The following is a 15,469-nucleotide window of genomic DNA, read 5'->3' as shown; positions in this document are numbered from 1 at the left end:
GACGTCCTGGGACCCGTCCACCCTGACCTACGCACTCAGCGGCGCCGTCACGTGCTGTACCGCGACGATCGCCAAGTCGAGCTCCTCCATGTTCAGCTCCAGCGCCGCGTCACCGCTGACTGCTCTACGGACAGAACCCAACGTGGCCACACGTGGCTGAATGCCCGACCCATTCGTGATGTCATCGACGACTTTCGCCTCCTCGGCGACCTGCGCAGTCCCTCCACCTGCTCGCGCTGCGACGACGTCGACGACGAGAACTCCCCTTTCGCCTTCCCCTCCATTCCAGACGTCGAACGGCGCCGCGACCACTCATCCAGCCCACATGGTCGGATTGATACCCCAGATCGAGTCTTTGACCAGGGAAAACACGCTAGGAGGCTCGTGGGCGCTACGAGTCACCCGTCCGGTCACTTCCACCCTCCCGCTGCCAAGAACAGGCCTCCTCGGCTAAACACGCAGGTCAACGCCGATCTGGCGGCGCTGAATCGGTCGCTGGCCCTATCTTGCGCACCCACTGACATCACGTCTGCGCATCACACGCGTTACCGCGGCTCTCCTAGCTTTCAACACCGTGATAACAGTCATTATCACTGAATTACCTGCTGAAGTTAGTTACGCGAGTCGAACACGCGTTACCTGTATCGCGTACGCGTAAGCGAATGAGATACACTGGTTAAATGGAAGACGAGGCGGCCGGAACTGGGACTTGCGCGCTGGACGGATGCGAGAACCCCTTGCCTCCCCCGGCGCGAGACGAGCAAGGACGGCTCAAAGGTGGGAAGCCGGTCCGGTATTGCTGCAAGGCGCACGCGGACGAGGCTTCACGCCGGAGGCGCGCCTTGGAGGCGGTGAGTGTCGACGAGCCGCTGCAGGTGCTGCGGAGCCTCGGAGGTGAGACACGGTCCGCGATGGACACGGCGGTGCGGGAGCTGGCGGCGATCCGGCAACGCTGGGACGAGTTGGACGCGGGTGCTGTGGCGCAGTCGGTCAGGGACAAGGCCGAGACCGCTGAGGCGTTGCTGAAGGCCGAGCGTGCTCAACGTGCGGTTGAGGACGCGGAGCGGGCGCGGGCTGAGGCCGTGTCGGCGACGGCTAAGGATCAGCAGCGGCGCAAGGCCGCGGAAGAGGCCGTCGAGCAGGCCCTCAAGGACGCTGAGCAGGTCAAGAAGTCCGCGTGGGAGCAGACCGCGGAACATGAGCGGGCGCGGGGGCAGGCGGAGAACCGGGCCGCGCATGCCGAGCAGGCTCAGCGGGAGGCGTTCGACCAGTTGGAGGTCGTCCGGCAGGATCTGCGCGCGTTGATCACCGAGCACCAGGAGGCCGAGCGGCAGCTCGGTCAGGCGTTGGCTGCCGCTGACCTGGCGCAGGCGGCCCGCACGCTTGCCGAGGCCAAGATCGCCGGTGCGGACGAGCGTGCCCGGTTGGCTGGGGAGGCCGCGAGGCTGGCGGAGCTCAGTGCGCAGCGGGCGCATGAGGATCTGCAACGGGCGCAGGGCGAGACTTCAGCCGCTCGGGAAAGTGAGGCCGCGGCCAGGGCCGAGGCGACCAAGGTGAGCACCGCCTACAGCGTCGTTGTGCAGCGGTTGTCCGGTCAGGACAAGGAGATTCAGGATCTGCGCCGTCAGCTGGCCGAGGCGCGTGAGCGGGAACGGGTGCTACTGGAGAACGTCGTTGTGCAGGGTGAGCAGGTCGAGGGCGGCTGACGTGGTGTCGTCCGCCGGTAGGTAGACGGTCAGCCGTTGCTCGTCGACATCGGGCAGGGCCAGAGTTTCGTAGGTCAGCCGCATCTGCCCCGCTTGCGGGTGGTGCCAGTGCTCGGTGCCGGTGCGGCTGGCGAGCTTGGCCGACGAGGCATAGCGGCTGCTGAACTCCGTGCCTCCGGCGACCTGGAGTTCCTGGGCGAGGAACGCGGCGTAGGCGTCGCCGAGTGACGCCGCCGCGCGCAGCTCCGCTGCCCAGTGGTCGGCCATCGCGGCCCAATGGGGGAAGGTGTCGTGGGCGTGCGGTGAGGTGAACACGAACCACACCATGTTCTCCGGCACCGGGCCGAGCAGACGTTGGTACGCCCGGGTGTGTGCGAGCACGTCGCCGACGTGGTTGGTGACCACGGCCGGGGTTGGCTCCAGGCGCGTGAGCAGCGCCGTGACAGTCGGGCGGACTGTGCGCGCGGGAGCAACCGTGCCGCCCTGACAGGCGCTGCCTGTGCTCGCTTTCATCAGGCGGTGCAGGTAGACGCGTTCGTCGACGGTCAGGTGCAGTGCGTCGGCCAGGGCGCCGAGGATCTCGCCGGAGGGGTTGCGGTCGCGTCCTTGTTCCAGGCGCGTGAGGTATTCGACGCTGACGCCCGCGAGTGTGGCCAGTTCCGCCCGGCGCAGACCTGGTGTGCGGCGGCGCGGACTGTCGGGCAGGCCCGCGTCCGTCGGCGCGATCGACTCCCGCCGTGCCCGCAGGAACGCCCCCAGCTCGGTCATGACCTGCAGCGTAGCCCTCGTGGGGCCACCCTTGGCGCGGTCTCCCTGAACGGCGGCGGTCCCGGGAGGCTCGTGGTCATGCGTTATCGACTGTTGGGCCGGACCGGGTTGCGGGTGTCCGAGGTGTTCTTCGGCGCCATGACGTTCTACGAGCGCGGCGCTGAGCGGGAGTTCCAGGCGATGCTCGACGCGTACATCGACGCGGGGGGCAACGTGATCGACACCGCCTCGGCGTACGGCGAGAGCGAGGCGATTCTCGGTGAGTTGCTGGGTGATCGGCGCGACAGCCTGGTGGTGGCGACGAAGTACACGCTCACACGGGACCAGGACGACCCGAACGCCTCAGGCAACCACCGCAAGAACATGATCCTCACGCTGGAGCAGAGCCTGCGGCGGCTGCGTACCGACTACATCGACCTGTACTGGGTGCACAGCTGGGATCGGCACACGCCGATCGAGGAGACCATGCGCGCGCTGGACGACGCGGTACGGGCGGGCAAGGTCCGCTACGTCGGCATCTCCAACGCACCCGCGTGGCTGGTGAGCAGGGCGAACACGCTGGCCGAGTGGCGTGGGTGGAGTGCGTTCGCCGCGTTGCAGATGCAGTACAGCCTGCTGCAGCGGGACGTGGAGCGCGAGTTGTTGCCGATGGCCGAGGCGTTCGGGTTGACGATCGCCGCCTGGGCGCCGCTGGCCCGGGGGATGCTGGCGGGCAAGCTGACCGGTGCGGGTGCCGCGGGGACCGGTGGCCGGGGCAAGCCGGAGGACGCGAGCGACCGTGACCGCGTGGTCGCGCGGGTCGTGCAGGAGGTGGCGGACGAACTGGGGGTGACGTCCGCACAGGTGGCGTTGGCGTGGTTGTGGCACCGGTCGCCGCGTGTGCACCCGATCATCGGCGCGAGCAGCGCCGCGCAGGTCAAGGACAACGTCGGCGCGGCCGGGGTGGACATCCCGGTGGAGGCGACGCGTCGGCTGGCGGACGCGACGGCGTTCACCAACGGTTATCCGCACGACTTCATCGACGAGTGCGCGGACCATCCGTTCGTGTACGGCACGAAACGGGTCACTCCGGCGGCCAGTTCCTGAGCGTGGCGTCGAGCGCGTCCAGGGTGCGTGACCACGAGACGCTGATCTCGCGGGGCGTGTGGCTGAACGCGCCGGCGGTTTCCAGGCTGACGTAGCCGTGGAACGTGCTGTGCAGCATGCGGATCGCGTCGGTCTGGGCGGGTTCGGGCAGGCCGTAGCCACGCAGGATCGCGCGGGTCATCTCCGAGTGCCGCCTGCCCGCCCCGGCTTCGGCGGCCTCGGGGCGCAACGGTAACTGGGCCGCGGCGTACCGGCCGGGGTGCAGCTTGGCGTACGCGCGGTAGGCGTTGGCGAACGCCACCAGCGCGTCCTTGCCCGCGCGGCCGGCGAGCGCGTCGTCGGCGACGTCGGCCATCTCGGCGAGAGCGAGCAGGGCGACGCGTTCTTTCAGGTCCTGTGCGTTCTTGACGTGTGAGTACAGGCTGGCGTCCTTGACGCCGAAGCGGCGGGCCAGCGCGGAGACGGTCACCTTGTCGAAGCCGACCTCGTCCGCGAGCTCCGCCGCCGCCTGGACCAGGCGGTTCGTGGTCAGACCGGCACGTGCCACGGATCACCCTTCCTAGCTGACTTAATCATTTGCCTAACATCTATAGGCAATCCTACAGTCGGTGCCATGAGACCAGTCAACGACGCCGAGATCCGCGCCTCGTTCGTCAACTGCACCAAAGGAGAGGCGAAGCGGCTGGCCGTGCCCAGGGACCTGGCCGACCGCCCGTGGGACGACCTGGACTTCTTCGGCTGGCAGGACCAGGCCGCGCCGGACCGCGCCTACCTGGTCGCCCCGGAGGGCGACGGGTACGTCGGGGTGGCGCTGCGCCGGGCCGCGCCCGGGTCGGCCGGGTTCGTGCGACGCACCATGTGCTCGTTGTGCCTGACCACGCACACCGGCGGCGGGGTCGCGCTGATGACCGGCCGCAAGGCGGGCAAGAGCGGTCAGCAGGGCAACTCGGTCGGCGCGTACATGTGCACCGACCTGGCGTGTCCGCTGTATCTGCGCGGCAAGAAGGACGCCGGGCAGGCGGGGCAGATGAAGGAGTCGATCTCGCTGGAGGCCCAGGTGGAACGGATGCTGACCAACCTCGCCGCGTTCGTGGCGAAGGTCCGCGCCTAGTCCACGCGCTGAGCGAAGAACACGGACCCGCGGCCGGGCCGGGTGTGACTCGGTGTGACGCCGCGCGATTCCACTCCAGCCATGCCTGCCGGGCGGGCACCCGTGTCTCGAACACGAGGTGCCCGCCCAGTCGCAGCGCGGTGCGCGCGACCGGCCCTCGGTTTGGCGAGGTCCACTCCGGTCACCTGGGCACCGCGCTCAGCCTGCATCAGCGCGAATGTGCCGGTACCGCTGCCGATGTCGAGCACTCTGCGGGTGTCGAGGTCGTCGCGGATCGGGTCGAGCGCGTCCTGGATCGCGGCCGGCCGCGGTGCCCGAAGATCTCGTCAGCCACGCACGCGAACGTACTCAGCCTCGAGGACCTCACGCAGCTGGTCGTACGTCGGTGCCAGCCGCCGCAGTCCTTCGGCCACGGCCTGGTCGTCCTCGCTGACCACCGGATGCTGCAACCGGCCGACCAGCCGCGCCTGCTCGTCGAGCACCGCGGCGGATCCGGCCAGGCCCAGCGTGCCCAGGTTCACCGAGGCGTCGGCCAGACGCCGTGTCCCCACCCGGATCCCGAAATAGGCCCACATCATCCGGGCGTCGGGGTCCAACGGTCGCGACGCCATCGCGAGCACGGCGTCGGTCGCACCGTCGAGCCAGTGGATCGCCTGCGGCACCGACGCCCACAACGCGTCCACTTCGGACACGACGCGGTCCCGCACGAACGTCGATCGCAGCACGAACGGCTCGGCGTTGTAGGAGACGGCTTTGCCTTCCCACGCGGCCACGAACTGGTCGACGGGCAGTGTCGCGTACGGGTGGCCGTGCGGATCGTGCAGCAACACGACGTCGTCCGTCACGTCGAGCACGACGACGTAGTGATCGCCGTCGCCCGCGGTCTGGTACGACAGCAGCCCCATGTCGAGCGGGCCGGCGACCGCCGGGGAGTCCAGCGCGCGCAGCCGGGCGACCGGGTCTCCCCCGGTTTGCCGTTCGCATCGCCAGCCCAGCAACGACAACGCGGCGTCCACACCGATTTCCGGGTGCCAGCCGGACGGGTCGAAGTACGGCACCGTCCCCTCGATCTGCGCACCGAAGGGGGAACCGGTCAGCGTCTCGATCACGGCGGGCGTGGCGCCGGTCAGCATCGCCACGCTGTTGGCGTAGCAGTATGGTCCTGATCCGATGTACGCGCTCATGCCAGCGGCGCCTGGAGCTCGGTGACCCACTGGGCGCGGTCGTCGGGCACGGCCAGTGACAGTTCCCTGGGTAGTTCCTTTGTCGTGTAACCGTTGTCGTCGATCCATCGGATCAGTGCCTGTGCCGAGGGCAGCACGTCGTCCATGCTGCCGTGGTGCATGATCGTGGCGGCGCGGTCCACGGCGGGCACGTCGACCATGGTCGCTCCGGCCACATCGGACGCCACGGGCAGGCCCGCGTGGACTTCGATGCGGCCGTCGGGCAGTTCCCGGTACCGGGCCAGTCCCGGCCCGGTCGGCTGGATGTCCAGTCGGCACAGGGATTCGAACAGCGGCCCGACCACGGGGCCGATGTCCTGGGGTTCGAAACTGTCCGCCTCGGCGACCAGTTCGGCCAGCCGCAGCGCGGGCAGGTTTTTGATGACGATCTCGTCGGACATCGTTGCCTCGGTCTCGATGCTGCGGAGCCTCGCCTCGACCCGGGCCAGCCGGGCGGCTGTGTCGGTGACCGCGGCCTGCAGTTCCATCTGCCGCAGCCGCAGCATTCCGCGCAGTTCCGGCACGCTGATCTGCTCGTCGACGATCGTGGCCACCTGCTGCAGGCTGAAGCCGAGGTCTTTCAGCGCGATGATCCGGTTGAGCCGGGTCAGCTGCTCGGCGGTGTAGTAGCGGTAGTTGCTGGCCTGGTCCACGTGCGCGGGGCGCAGCAGCCCGATGGCGTCGTAGTGCCGCAGCATCCGGACCGACACGCGGCCGTGCTTGGCGAAGTCTCCAATGCTGAACATGACGCCTTCCAGTAGAGGCCCTCACACAGTGAGAGAGTCAACAGTTGACCTCAACCGCGGGTGAGGTTGCACGCTGGACGCATGCACGCAGTTGTTCTCCATTCGTTCGGCCCTGCCGAGAACCTGAAGTACGAGACTGTCCCCGACCCGGTGCCCGGCCCCGGTGAGGTCCGGATCGCGATCAAGGCCGCCGGTGTCCACTTCATCGAGACGGTGATGCGGCGCGGGGAGGTCAGCGGCATGTCGCCGCCACCGCCGGAGCTGCCGTCGATCTTCGGCGGCGAGGTCGCCGGGGTCGTGGACATGCTCGGCCCCGAAGTGGACACCGAGTGGCTCGGCCGGGAGGTCGTGGTCGCGCGCAGCTCGCCCGGCGGGTACGCGGAGTTCACGGTCGCGCCGGTGGCCAACGTGCACCGGATCCCCGCCGGGCTCGGTTTCGAGGCCGCCGTCGCGATGGTCATCACGGGCAACACGGCGCTGGGGTTGCTGCACATCGCCCAGCCGACCGCGGCCGATGTCGTTCTGGTGACCTCGGCGGCCGGGGGCATCGGGCGGCTGGTCGTGCAGTACCTGCGGGACCTGGGCGCGAAGGTGACCGGCGCCGCGGGCGGCCCGGCGAAGGTCGCGGCGGTGCGGGAACTGGGTGCCGAGGCGGTGGACTACAACGAGCCGGGCTGGAACGCCGGCGTCCACGGCGTGACGCTGGTGCTCGACGGTGTGGGCGGTGAGCTGGGCAAGCAGGCCTACGACCGGATCGTCGACGGTGGCCGGTTCGTGTCCATCGGCAACGCCGCTCAGCAGGAGTTCGCGCACGACAACCCGAACGTCACGTCGATCAACGCGCTCGGCGTGATGCTGCAGGACCTCGGCAAGTTCGACTTCGAGGCCGAGGCACTCGCGGCGGCGGGCGAGGGCAAGCTCGTTCCCGCGGTGCAGAGCTTCCCGCTCGCCGAGGCCGCCGCGGCCCACGCCGCGCTGGAGGCCAGGGCGACGACGGGCAAGGTCGTGCTAGTTCCGTGAGAGGTCGGCGACGACGACGCCGTCGACGCCGTGGCTGGTGGCATCGGGATCGCTGAACCAGCGGCCGCCGTGGCCGAGATACCGGAATCGGGTCTCCGCCCCGGCGGGCGCGGTCCAGGACACCGAGCGGGTTCCGTTGGACCGCTTGCCCAGGACGTGCGAACCGGGCGTCCAGTCGTTGAAGCAGCCAACGACACTGACCGGCCCGTCATGCACATCGAAGGGGAGTACCCAGGTCACGGTCACCATGCCGTTCTTCTGCCGGCGCTTTCTGATCACGGCCTCCAGCGAAGCACACGCACGGCTTGCCCGATCGGGTTACCTGCGCGCTCACGCTGGGTTCACCGGCTTACCTCAGGGTGCGTACTCCCCCATCCGCCCAGAATTTCGTAAGCTACCGAACGTGCGTGTGGAGATCTGGAGCGACGTCGTCTGCCCGTGGTGCTACATCGGCAAGGCCCGGTTCGAGGCGGCGCTGGCCGGCTTCGAGCACCGGGACGAGGTCGAGGTGGTCTTCCGGTCGTTCGAGCTGGACCCCGGCAAGGAGGGCGTCGAGCCGATCGAGCAGATGCTCGCCACGCGCTACGGCCCGCAGGCCGCCGAGATGGAGCAGCGGGTCGCCGCGCTGGCCGAGGCCGAGGGGCTCGGCTATCGCACCGACCGCGAGGTCGGCAACACCTTCGACCTGCACCGCGTGCTGCACCTGGCCAGGGCGAAGGGCCTGGAGAACGAGGTGCTGAACGCGGTGTTCGACGCGAACTTCGCCCAGGCCCGCCCCATTTTCAGCGCCGGCACCGTGGTGGAGGTCGCCGTGGCGGCCGGGTTGGATGAGGCGGATGTGCGGCGGGTGCTCGACGACCCGAGCCTGTACGCCGAGGACGTGCGTGCTGAGCAGCGGGAAGCGGCGCAGCTGGGCGCGCGGGCCGTGCCGTTCTTCGTGCTGGACCGCAAGGTCGGTGTGTCAGGCGGCCAATCGGTGGAGGTGTTCGGCCAGGCGTTGCGCCAAGCGTGGGACGCCTAGACGCGGAACGTCACCACGCTGACGACCGCTGCGGCCAGCAGCAGCGGCACGCCGAGCAGGATGGCGGCGTGCAGGCCGAGGAGGCTGGCCACGACACCGCCGGCGAGCGCGCCGAGCATGGCGGCGACCATGGTCATCGTGCGCGCGGTGCTGGTGACACGGCCGAGCATCTCCTCGGGCGTGTTCTTCTGACGCTCGGTCAGGCTGATCACGTTCCACACGCCGAACGCGAAGCTGCCCAGCGCCAGCCCGGCGACGGTAGCCGGGGGCGAACTGGTCAGCCCGAGCAGCAACTGTCCCGCGGTGGCCACCAGCAGCGATCCAGCGAGAGTTTTCCCAGGTCCCATCAGGCGGCCGAGGCGTGCCGCTGAGGCGCCGCCGGCGAGCCCGCCGACCGCGCCGACCGCGAGCATCAGGCCGTAGGCCGCGGCGGGAAGCGTGAGGACCTGCGTCACGTAGAGCACGAGGATGGCGAACCAGGCGCTGTCGACGAACGAGAACAGGCTGGCGAGCCCGACGAGTGTGCGCAGGCGGCGGTGTCGGGCCAGCCAGCGCAGTCCGGCGCCTGTCTCAGCGAGGATCCGGGCTCGGCCGGGCGCCGCGCGGGGCGCGAACATGCTGGGCAGGGCGAGGATCAGCACGATCGCGACAGCCAGGGTGCCGCCGTTGACCGCGAACGGCACGACCAGCGCGATCCCGGCGAGGTAGCTGCCCAGCGGCGGGCCGACCAGTTCGTTGCCCGCGATCTCGGCGTTGATCAGTTTCCCGTTCGCACGGTCGAGGTCGCGGCGGTCGACCAGTGCGGGCAGCAGGGTGGACGCGGCCGTGTCGCGGAGTGTTTCGCCGATCCCGCACCCGAACGCCACCAGGTAGATCAACGGCAACCCGACCACGTCCGCTGCCACCGCGGCGACGAGAACCGCCAGCAACACGACACGACCGGCGTCGACCACGGCCACCAGGCGCCGCCGGTCGACCCGGTCCACGACCGCGCCGGCCATCAGTCCGAACAGCAGCCACGGCAGTTGCCCGGCCACGGCGACACCGGCGATCAGCGTGGGATCCGTGGTGGTGCTGACCGCGAGCAGCGGCAACGCGGCCTGCCGGATGCCGTCGCCGAGGTTGGCCAACGCGGTCGCTGACCACAACCGCCGATATGCCGGGCCCAACGATGCTGTCGCCATGAATCCCCCTGTGCCGCCACCTTAACGTGCGTGATCACCCGCCCGGATGGGCAAACATCGTGTGAACCGCTGTGAGGCGCACGCACACTGAGGTCCATGCCTGATTTGCGTCACGACCCGGCCGCTGCGCTCAACGAGACCTGCGAACGGGTGGCTGTCCGTTCCGGCGCCACGATTTCCCGCTGCTCGTTCGACAACGCCGAAGGTGGCCGTGTCACGGGTTATCTGGTCGAGCCGGAGGGCGTGCCCACGGCGGGCGTGGTGTACATGCACACCACCAGCGGCGCGGAGGGGTTCCTGCCGGAGGCGATCACGCTGGCCAGGTCGGGCGGGATCGGGTTGTGCCTGCAGTTCCAGTACGTCGACGACCAGGTGGCCGCGATCCGCCGGTCCGTGCTGGCCCTGCGCCGGGGCGCGGATCTGCTGCTGGGCCGCACGGATCGGGTCGCGGGTGTCGGGCACAGCGGTGGCGCGATGATGATGGCGGTGGTGGCCGGGATCGACCGGCGGTTCTCGTGTTTCGTGCTCGAAGTGCCGATGGCGGGCCTGACGCATCACTGGCGCGACTCCGGCCACCCGGAGATCACGCGGATGCGCGCGTCGTTGCCGCCGGAGTTGTTCGAGCGGACGCTGACCGGCATGGCGCCGTATGACGCGGAGCATTTCATCGGTGACGTGCGGGTTCCGGTGCTGTACCAGTTCGCGCGGTTCGACATCGGCGTGACCGCGGCGGAGTCCGAGGAGTTCTACGCGATGGCGCCGCACCCCAAACAGCAACGGTGGTACGACTCGGGGCACGTGATCAACGACGTGGCCGCGTACACCGACCGGGCGGCGTTCCTGGCCGAGCACCTCGGGGTCACGGTGAGCTGAGTTCGGCCAGCGCGGTGCTGACCCACGCGTCATACCAGTCTGTGAAGGTGGGGTCGTGCCGAGGTTGAACGGGACTGACCGCGCAACCGGGAGCGTTCATGGGCGCGTCGGAGGGTGGGAATCGACCGGCATCCGACGCGGGGACGGTTCGCGACCGCAGCCGTCGGGCGTCGGCGCGGCCGAACGGGAAGGTCCCGGCGGCGTCGCGTCCGTCGTTTTCCCCCAGCAGCTCGGCCGGTCCTCAGAGGCCGTAGTACGGACCGGCGAATCGTCATCGGCGTCCGCTCCGGGTGCTCGCGGTGGCGGCTGCGTGGCAGGCGCCGAAACCGTCGGCGCGCAGCACGACCCGGCCGGACTCGACGCGGAGCGCGGTCTCGGTCATGTCGGTGACGGTCTCGATGCCCGCGCCGGTGGTGAAGGTGCTGGTGTCGTCGAGCACGATCCGCAGCCGTGGTCGGGCCGAGGCGGGGGCGGCGTTGCGCAGCAGACCCGTGAAGTCGGTGACCATCAAACGGGCCAGCGGGATCAGCTCGGCCGGGTCGGCGGTGACGATGACGAGCGTGACGTCCGTGCCGCCGCGCAGCGCCTCCTCCACGCCCGACAGCCGGTGCAGCCCGAGGATCGCGACGATGCCGTCCCCGGTGAGGGTCCACGGGTGTTCGGCGGTCTGGATGTCCGGGTTGGTGTGTGGCGTGAGCCCGGTGTCGTCGAAGTCGGCGTCGGCGAGGTGTTCGCAGGCGGTGACCACGGTGAACGGTTCGCCAAAACCGGGTGCGGCAGCGGCGAGCTGGGCGGCGCCGTGCAGCAGGGTGAGGGCGGTCTGCGCGCGGCGGACTTGGCGGGCGCCGGGGCGCAGGTTCTCCAGTGTCAGGCCGAGTTGGATGGCGCAGAGCCACATCAGCTGGGCGTAGGGCTTGCGGACGTGGTCGTCGGCGATGATCTCGGGCATCAGGTCGACACCGAGCCGGGCCTGCTCGTCGGTGGCCAGCGGCAGCCGGGTGACCCAGGCGCGGGCCAGCGCGCCGAGCACGTCACGCGGTGTCGCGGGGGTGCCGGGGTGTTCCGGGCCGTGCTGGGCGGCGGCGGTTTCGGCGAGGACGGCGAAGTAGAGGGCGCGTTTGCCGGGGAAGTTGGAGTAGACCGCGCCACGGGTCAGGTCGGCGCGGGCGGCGATCTGGTCGATCTTGGCGTCCCGGAATCCGCGGTCGGCGAACTCGTCGCGCGCGGCGGCGAGGACTTTGGCGCGAGTTCGTTCCTGCGCCTCCGCACGCGTCAATCTCATGCGATCACGATATCGAGTCGGACCGGGCCGGATCAGCTCAGATCGGATCAGCTCAGCGCGCTGGGCGGGCCGTCGCTGCCGAGCGCGCACTGGGTCCAGGCGACGTCGTGCCAGGCGCCGTGCTTCCAACCGATGCGCTTGTAGGTGCCCACGGGTTCGAAGCCCATCGCGCGGTGCAGGCCGACGCTCGCGTCGTTGGGCAATGTCATGCCTGCGGCGGCGGTCCGGTAGCCGCGTTGCGTGAGACGTTCCAGCAACGCGGTGTACAGCGCTCGGCCGCCACCAGAGCGTCGTCGGCCGCGTTCGAGGTACACACTGACCTCGCACGACCACCGGTACGCCTCACGTGCTTTGAACGGTCCGCCGTAGGCGTAGCCGATGACTGTGCCGTCGTCGTCTTCGAGTACGAGCCACGCGTGGGTGGTGGTCGCGGACGCGATCCGGGCGGCCATGTCCTGCGGTGTCGGCGGTGTGGTCTCGAATGTGACGGTTGTGTCGGTGACGTATGGGGCGTAGATCGCCGCACAGGCCTCCGCGTCGAGTTCGGACGCGTCTCGCACCTTCATGGCTCCTATAGTAGCCATTTCTGACGCTATAGTGACACCCATGGATGATCTCGCGGTGTCGCTGGCCGACACGCTGCGCGCCGCCCGCGAAGCCCGGGACCTGTCGGCGAACGCGCTGGCCACCCGGTCGGGGGTGTCACGGGCGATGATCGCGAAGATCGAACGCGGCGAGACCCAGCCGACCGCCGTGCTGCTCGGCAAGCTGGCCGCGGCCCTGGGGATGACGTTGTCGTCGTTGATCGCCCGCGCGGAGGCCACCACGTCCCGGCTGCGCCGGGCCGCCGACCAGCCCGTGTGGACCGACCCCGAGACCGGGTACCGCCGCCGCGCGGTCTCCCCGGACGCGGGCGGCCCGCTGGAACTGGTGGAGGTCGAACTGCCCGCGGGCGCCGTGGTGTCGTACCCGGCCGAGCTGTACACCTACAAGCACCAGCAGATCTGGGTGTTGTCCGGGCAGCTGCGGTTCCGGGAGGGCGACGTCGACCACGACCTGGGGCCCGGGGACTGCCTGCAGATGGGGCCGCCGGAGCCGAGTTCGTTCATCAACCCGGCCACGGAGACCTGCCGCTACCTGGTGATCATCAGCAAACGGCCGGGCTAGTCCCACCAGAGCACGACGGCCAGGTGCCGGTCGGCGGCCTCGCCGTAGAAGTCACGCATCAGGCCGAACTGTTCGACCAGGTGGTGCGCGAGGTCGCCGTCGACGTCCGTGGCGTCCGTGCCGGGCACCTCGACTGCGTCCTGGTCTGACGGCAGCGCGTCGCTGATGGCCGACGGGGTGAGCGCGCGCAGGCCCTCGGCGAAGCGGGACACCTCGCGGGGGCGCCAGGCTGTGGCCGGGTGCTCGGCGATCGTGTCGTGGTGGTCGCGGTAGGCGGGGTTCACCGCCTCGACGCGGCGCAGGGCCTGGTCGAGCACGGCCAGCGACGGGTGGTGCTTGCCGAGGCTGGCGAGCACGATGCCCCACCAGTTCAGGTCGAGGTAGTCCCGCTGTGACGCGGCCTGGAAGGAGCACAGCCGGTCCAGTTCCTCGACCGGGGCACGGCAGCCGGTCAGCTGCGGCTCGGGGATTCGGGCGAGTTGCCGGGTCACGGCCATGCCGCGCACACTTCCTCGGCGATGTCGGTGACAGTCCGCCCGTCAGTGTTGATCCTGATCGTGTTCTCGGGCGCGTGCTCGTCGAGGTGACGGGCCATGAAGGCGCTGCGTTCGATGTGGCGTTCGAGCTGGGTGCCGATCTCGCGCCGGGCGAGGCGTTCGCGGACGGTGTCGCGGCCGGCGGTGAGCAGGACACAGGTGGCTTCGGTGGCCGGGTGGCCCATCGCGCGCAGCACGAGCGGCGCGTCGAGAATGCTCACGGTGTTGGTGTAGATCAGCCGCCGCTGGCCCAGTTCGGCGTAGTTGGCCCAGATGGCCGCGAGGTTGCGTTCGGTGATCGCGGCGCGGTGCGGGTCCCCGGGCGGGGCCGGGTGGATCTGGTCCATGAAGTCGCCTTCGACCAGGCAGTACGGCACGTCGCTGGCCTGCAGCCGCGCGGAGACCTCCCAGCCGACCGTGGATTTGCCGACGCCCGCGGGCCCGCCGATGAGCAGTACCTGATACACCGGCCGAACTGTCCCAGCCGTGCTCCCCCTCGGCATCTGGTTTTCCTTCAGGACGGGAACTCGCACACGCGAACTACGCCTCAGGGACGCGGTGATCGTGGTGGTCAGCGACCACGACGGCTACGAGCGGGCCCCGCGCAAGGGCGACACCGCAGGCCAGGGCGTGTACCTCGCGATCGTCGAGGGCGCGACGACGATCTGGACGGCCGGCCGTTCGGCGTGGAACTACCTGTGCCGGGTGGCCGACCCGGAGGGTGTCGAGCGGACGTTCGGCACCCACCGGCCCAGCGAGCCGTGGGGCGACTGGAGCTAACCTTTCGGGCATCCCCGATGTGTGCCTGGTGAAGGAGTGCTGTGCCCGAGGACCTGCGAGCCGACTGTTCCAGTTGCTTCGGGTTGTGCTGCGTGGCGCTGCCCTTCGCGGCCTCGGCGGACTTCGCGGTCGACAAGGCCGCCGGTGATCCGTGCCGCAACCTGCTCGCGGACAACCGCTGCGGGATCCACGACTCGCTGCGGGAGCGGGGGTTTCCCGGCTGCACGGTGTTCGACTGTTTCGGCGCGGGCCAGAAGGTCTCGCAGGTGACCTTCGCCGGACGGGACTGGCGCGCCGGACCGGGCAGCTCCGGCCGGATGTTCCGGGTGTTCCCGGTGATGCGCCAGCTGCACGAGCTGTTGTGGTACCTCACCGAGGCGATGAGCCTGCCGCCCGCGCGCGAGTTGCGTGCGCAGCTGGCCGCGCTGGTGGAGGAAACCGAGAAGCTCACGCACGGCAGCGCCGAGTCGATCGTGGAGCTGGACGTGGCGGCGCACCGGGCGAAGGTCAACGCGGTGCTGCTGCGCACCAGCGAACTGGTCCGTGCCGGGACCGGTGGGCGCGACCGGCGCGGCGCCACCTTGATCGGCGCGAAGCTGCGCGGCGCTGACCTGCGGGGCGCGAGCCTGCGCGGGGCGTTGCTGATCGGGGCGGACCTGCGCGGCGCCGACGTGCGGCTGGCCGATCTGATCGGCGCTGACCTGCGGGACGCCGACCTGTCCGGTGCGGACCTGACCGGCAGCATCTTCCTCACCCAGGCGCAGGTCAACGCCGCCCGCGGGGACACATCGACCCGGCTGCCGCCGTCGCTCACGCGCCCGGCGCACTGGAAACGGGCCGTCGGCGGCACCCGGGCCCCGAGCGGGAAAGGGCGCAGGAACCGGTCGTGAGCCAGGGCGACCGGCGGCCGGCGATCGTGTTGACCACGATCCCGCCTCGCGGGCAGGATGTGGTCTAGACAACACA

21 protein-coding genes are annotated in these 15,469 nt (G+C 69.9%); 9 read left to right on the top strand and 12 right to left on the bottom strand.

The window, feature by feature from the left end; translation table 11 throughout:
* Positions 1-27 precede the first annotated feature (27 nt).
* On the bottom strand, positions 28-312 hold the full coding sequence (locus AOZ06_RS27325) for a hypothetical protein (RefSeq protein WP_054292019.1): 285 nt from the start codon (positions 310-312) through the stop codon (positions 28-30).
* Between the two features lie 539 nt (positions 313-851).
* On the opposite strand from AOZ06_RS27325, the gene AOZ06_RS27320 reads away from it, so the two are divergent.
* The gene (locus tag AOZ06_RS27320) at positions 852-1,706 is read left to right on the top strand and encodes a coiled-coil domain-containing protein (protein WP_054292018.1); all 855 of its coding nucleotides are present in this window, start codon (positions 852-854) and stop codon (positions 1,704-1,706) included.
* Here the strand turns inward: AOZ06_RS27320 and AOZ06_RS27315 are convergent.
* Positions 1,659-2,474, bottom strand: a complete 816-nt coding sequence (locus AOZ06_RS27315; protein ID WP_054292017.1) for a helix-turn-helix domain-containing protein — start codon at positions 2,472-2,474, stop codon at positions 1,659-1,661. The two genes, AOZ06_RS27320 and AOZ06_RS27315, sit on opposite strands and share 48 nt — an antisense overlap.
* A gap of 78 nt (positions 2,475-2,552) precedes the next feature.
* Here AOZ06_RS27315 and AOZ06_RS27310 point away from each other — a divergent pair, with 78 nt between their 5' ends.
* Positions 2,553-3,560, top strand: coding sequence for an aldo/keto reductase (locus tag AOZ06_RS27310; protein WP_054296952.1), 1,008 nt, complete (start codon positions 2,553-2,555; stop codon positions 3,558-3,560).
* Here the strand turns inward: AOZ06_RS27310 and AOZ06_RS27305 are convergent.
* Positions 3,538-4,107, bottom strand: a complete 570-nt coding sequence (locus tag AOZ06_RS27305; protein WP_054292016.1) for a TetR/AcrR family transcriptional regulator — start codon at positions 4,105-4,107, stop codon at positions 3,538-3,540. The genes AOZ06_RS27310 and AOZ06_RS27305 overlap by 23 nt on opposite strands.
* 66 nt (positions 4,108-4,173) lie before the next feature.
* Here AOZ06_RS27305 and AOZ06_RS59125 point away from each other — a divergent pair, with 66 nt between their 5' ends.
* Complete coding sequence (locus AOZ06_RS59125) at positions 4,174-4,671, top strand: FBP domain-containing protein (RefSeq protein ID WP_054292015.1); 498 nt, start codon at positions 4,174-4,176, stop codon at positions 4,669-4,671.
* Here the strand turns inward: AOZ06_RS59125 and AOZ06_RS59120 are convergent.
* From AOZ06_RS59120 to AOZ06_RS27290, 3 genes are all read right to left on the bottom strand, one after another.
* A complete protein-coding gene (locus AOZ06_RS59120; RefSeq protein WP_335338286.1) occupies positions 4,668-4,919 on the bottom strand; it encodes a class I SAM-dependent methyltransferase in 252 nt (83 codons plus the stop codon). The two genes, AOZ06_RS59125 and AOZ06_RS59120, sit on opposite strands and share 4 nt — an antisense overlap.
* A 78-nt stretch (positions 4,920-4,997) precedes the next feature.
* The gene (locus tag AOZ06_RS27295; RefSeq protein WP_054292014.1) at positions 4,998-5,855 is read right to left on the bottom strand and encodes a cysteine peptidase family C39 domain-containing protein; all 858 of its coding nucleotides are present in this window, start codon (positions 5,853-5,855) and stop codon (positions 4,998-5,000) included.
* Complete coding sequence (locus AOZ06_RS27290; RefSeq protein WP_054292013.1) at positions 5,852-6,640, bottom strand: MerR family transcriptional regulator; 789 nt, start codon at positions 6,638-6,640, stop codon at positions 5,852-5,854. Before AOZ06_RS27290 ends, AOZ06_RS27295 begins: the two co-directional genes overlap by 4 nt.
* A gap of 81 nt (positions 6,641-6,721) precedes the next feature.
* On the opposite strand from AOZ06_RS27290, the gene AOZ06_RS27285 reads away from it, so the two are divergent.
* Positions 6,722-7,660 carry a zinc-binding dehydrogenase gene (locus tag AOZ06_RS27285; RefSeq protein WP_054292012.1) on the top strand — a complete coding sequence of 313 codons (939 nt, stop codon included), beginning with the start codon at positions 6,722-6,724 and terminating at the stop codon, positions 7,658-7,660.
* Here the strand turns inward: AOZ06_RS27285 and AOZ06_RS27280 are convergent.
* A complete protein-coding gene (locus AOZ06_RS27280) occupies positions 7,649-7,939 on the bottom strand; it encodes an early set domain-containing protein (protein WP_054292011.1) in 291 nt (96 codons plus the stop codon). The genes AOZ06_RS27285 and AOZ06_RS27280 overlap by 12 nt on opposite strands.
* A 124-nt stretch (positions 7,940-8,063) precedes the next feature.
* Here AOZ06_RS27280 and AOZ06_RS27275 point away from each other — a divergent pair, with 124 nt between their 5' ends.
* Entirely contained in the window at positions 8,064-8,681 is a 618-nt protein-coding gene (locus AOZ06_RS27275; RefSeq protein ID WP_054292010.1) for a DsbA family oxidoreductase, read from the top strand.
* Here the strand turns inward: AOZ06_RS27275 and AOZ06_RS27270 are convergent.
* A complete protein-coding gene (locus tag AOZ06_RS27270) occupies positions 8,678-9,865 on the bottom strand; it encodes an MFS transporter (RefSeq protein WP_063810121.1) in 1,188 nt (395 codons plus the stop codon). The two genes, AOZ06_RS27275 and AOZ06_RS27270, sit on opposite strands and share 4 nt — an antisense overlap.
* A gap of 96 nt (positions 9,866-9,961) precedes the next feature.
* On the opposite strand from AOZ06_RS27270, the gene AOZ06_RS27265 reads away from it, so the two are divergent.
* Entirely contained in the window at positions 9,962-10,738 is a 777-nt protein-coding gene (locus AOZ06_RS27265) for an alpha/beta hydrolase family protein (RefSeq protein WP_054292008.1), read from the top strand.
* Between the two features lie 271 nt (positions 10,739-11,009).
* Here the strand turns inward: AOZ06_RS27265 and AOZ06_RS27260 are convergent, their stop codons facing one another.
* Positions 11,010-12,020 (bottom strand): TetR/AcrR family transcriptional regulator, encoded by a 1,011-nt coding sequence (locus AOZ06_RS27260; RefSeq protein ID WP_054292007.1) that lies wholly within the window; start codon positions 12,018-12,020, stop codon positions 11,010-11,012.
* Positions 12,021-12,067: 47 nt separating this feature from the next.
* A complete protein-coding gene (locus tag AOZ06_RS27255; RefSeq protein ID WP_157233272.1) occupies positions 12,068-12,586 on the bottom strand; it encodes a GNAT family N-acetyltransferase in 519 nt (172 codons plus the stop codon).
* Positions 12,587-12,626: 40 nt separating this feature from the next.
* On the opposite strand from AOZ06_RS27255, the gene AOZ06_RS27250 reads away from it, so the two are divergent.
* Positions 12,627-13,187 (top strand): helix-turn-helix domain-containing protein, encoded by a 561-nt coding sequence (locus tag AOZ06_RS27250; protein WP_054292005.1) that lies wholly within the window; start codon positions 12,627-12,629, stop codon positions 13,185-13,187.
* On the opposite strand, the gene AOZ06_RS27245 is transcribed toward AOZ06_RS27250, so the two are convergent.
* Positions 13,184-13,684, bottom strand: coding sequence for a hypothetical protein (locus AOZ06_RS27245; protein ID WP_157233271.1), 501 nt, complete (start codon positions 13,682-13,684; stop codon positions 13,184-13,186). The genes AOZ06_RS27250 and AOZ06_RS27245 overlap by 4 nt on opposite strands.
* Positions 13,675-14,190: a nucleoside/nucleotide kinase family protein gene (locus AOZ06_RS27240; RefSeq protein WP_218921782.1), complete on the bottom strand. Its 516-nt coding sequence runs from the start codon at positions 14,188-14,190 to the stop codon at positions 13,675-13,677. The genes AOZ06_RS27245 and AOZ06_RS27240 overlap by 10 nt, the downstream gene beginning before the upstream one ends.
* 19 nt (positions 14,191-14,209) lie before the next feature.
* Here AOZ06_RS27240 and AOZ06_RS27235 point away from each other — a divergent pair, with 19 nt between their 5' ends.
* Positions 14,210-14,503, top strand: coding sequence for a VOC family protein (locus AOZ06_RS27235; protein WP_157233270.1), 294 nt, complete (start codon positions 14,210-14,212; stop codon positions 14,501-14,503).
* A 41-nt stretch (positions 14,504-14,544) separates the two neighbouring features.
* Entirely contained in the window at positions 14,545-15,393 is an 849-nt protein-coding gene (locus tag AOZ06_RS27230) for a pentapeptide repeat-containing protein (protein ID WP_054292001.1), read from the top strand.
* The last annotated feature ends 76 nt before the right edge of the window (positions 15,394-15,469 follow it).

The sequence above is a fragment of the Kibdelosporangium phytohabitans genome (assembly GCF_001302585.1).
Lineage (GTDB): Bacteria > Actinomycetota > Actinomycetes > Mycobacteriales > Pseudonocardiaceae > Kibdelosporangium > Kibdelosporangium phytohabitans.
The sequence above is the reverse complement of the archived record's forward strand: the minus strand, read 5'-3'. Positions and strand labels throughout refer to the sequence as shown.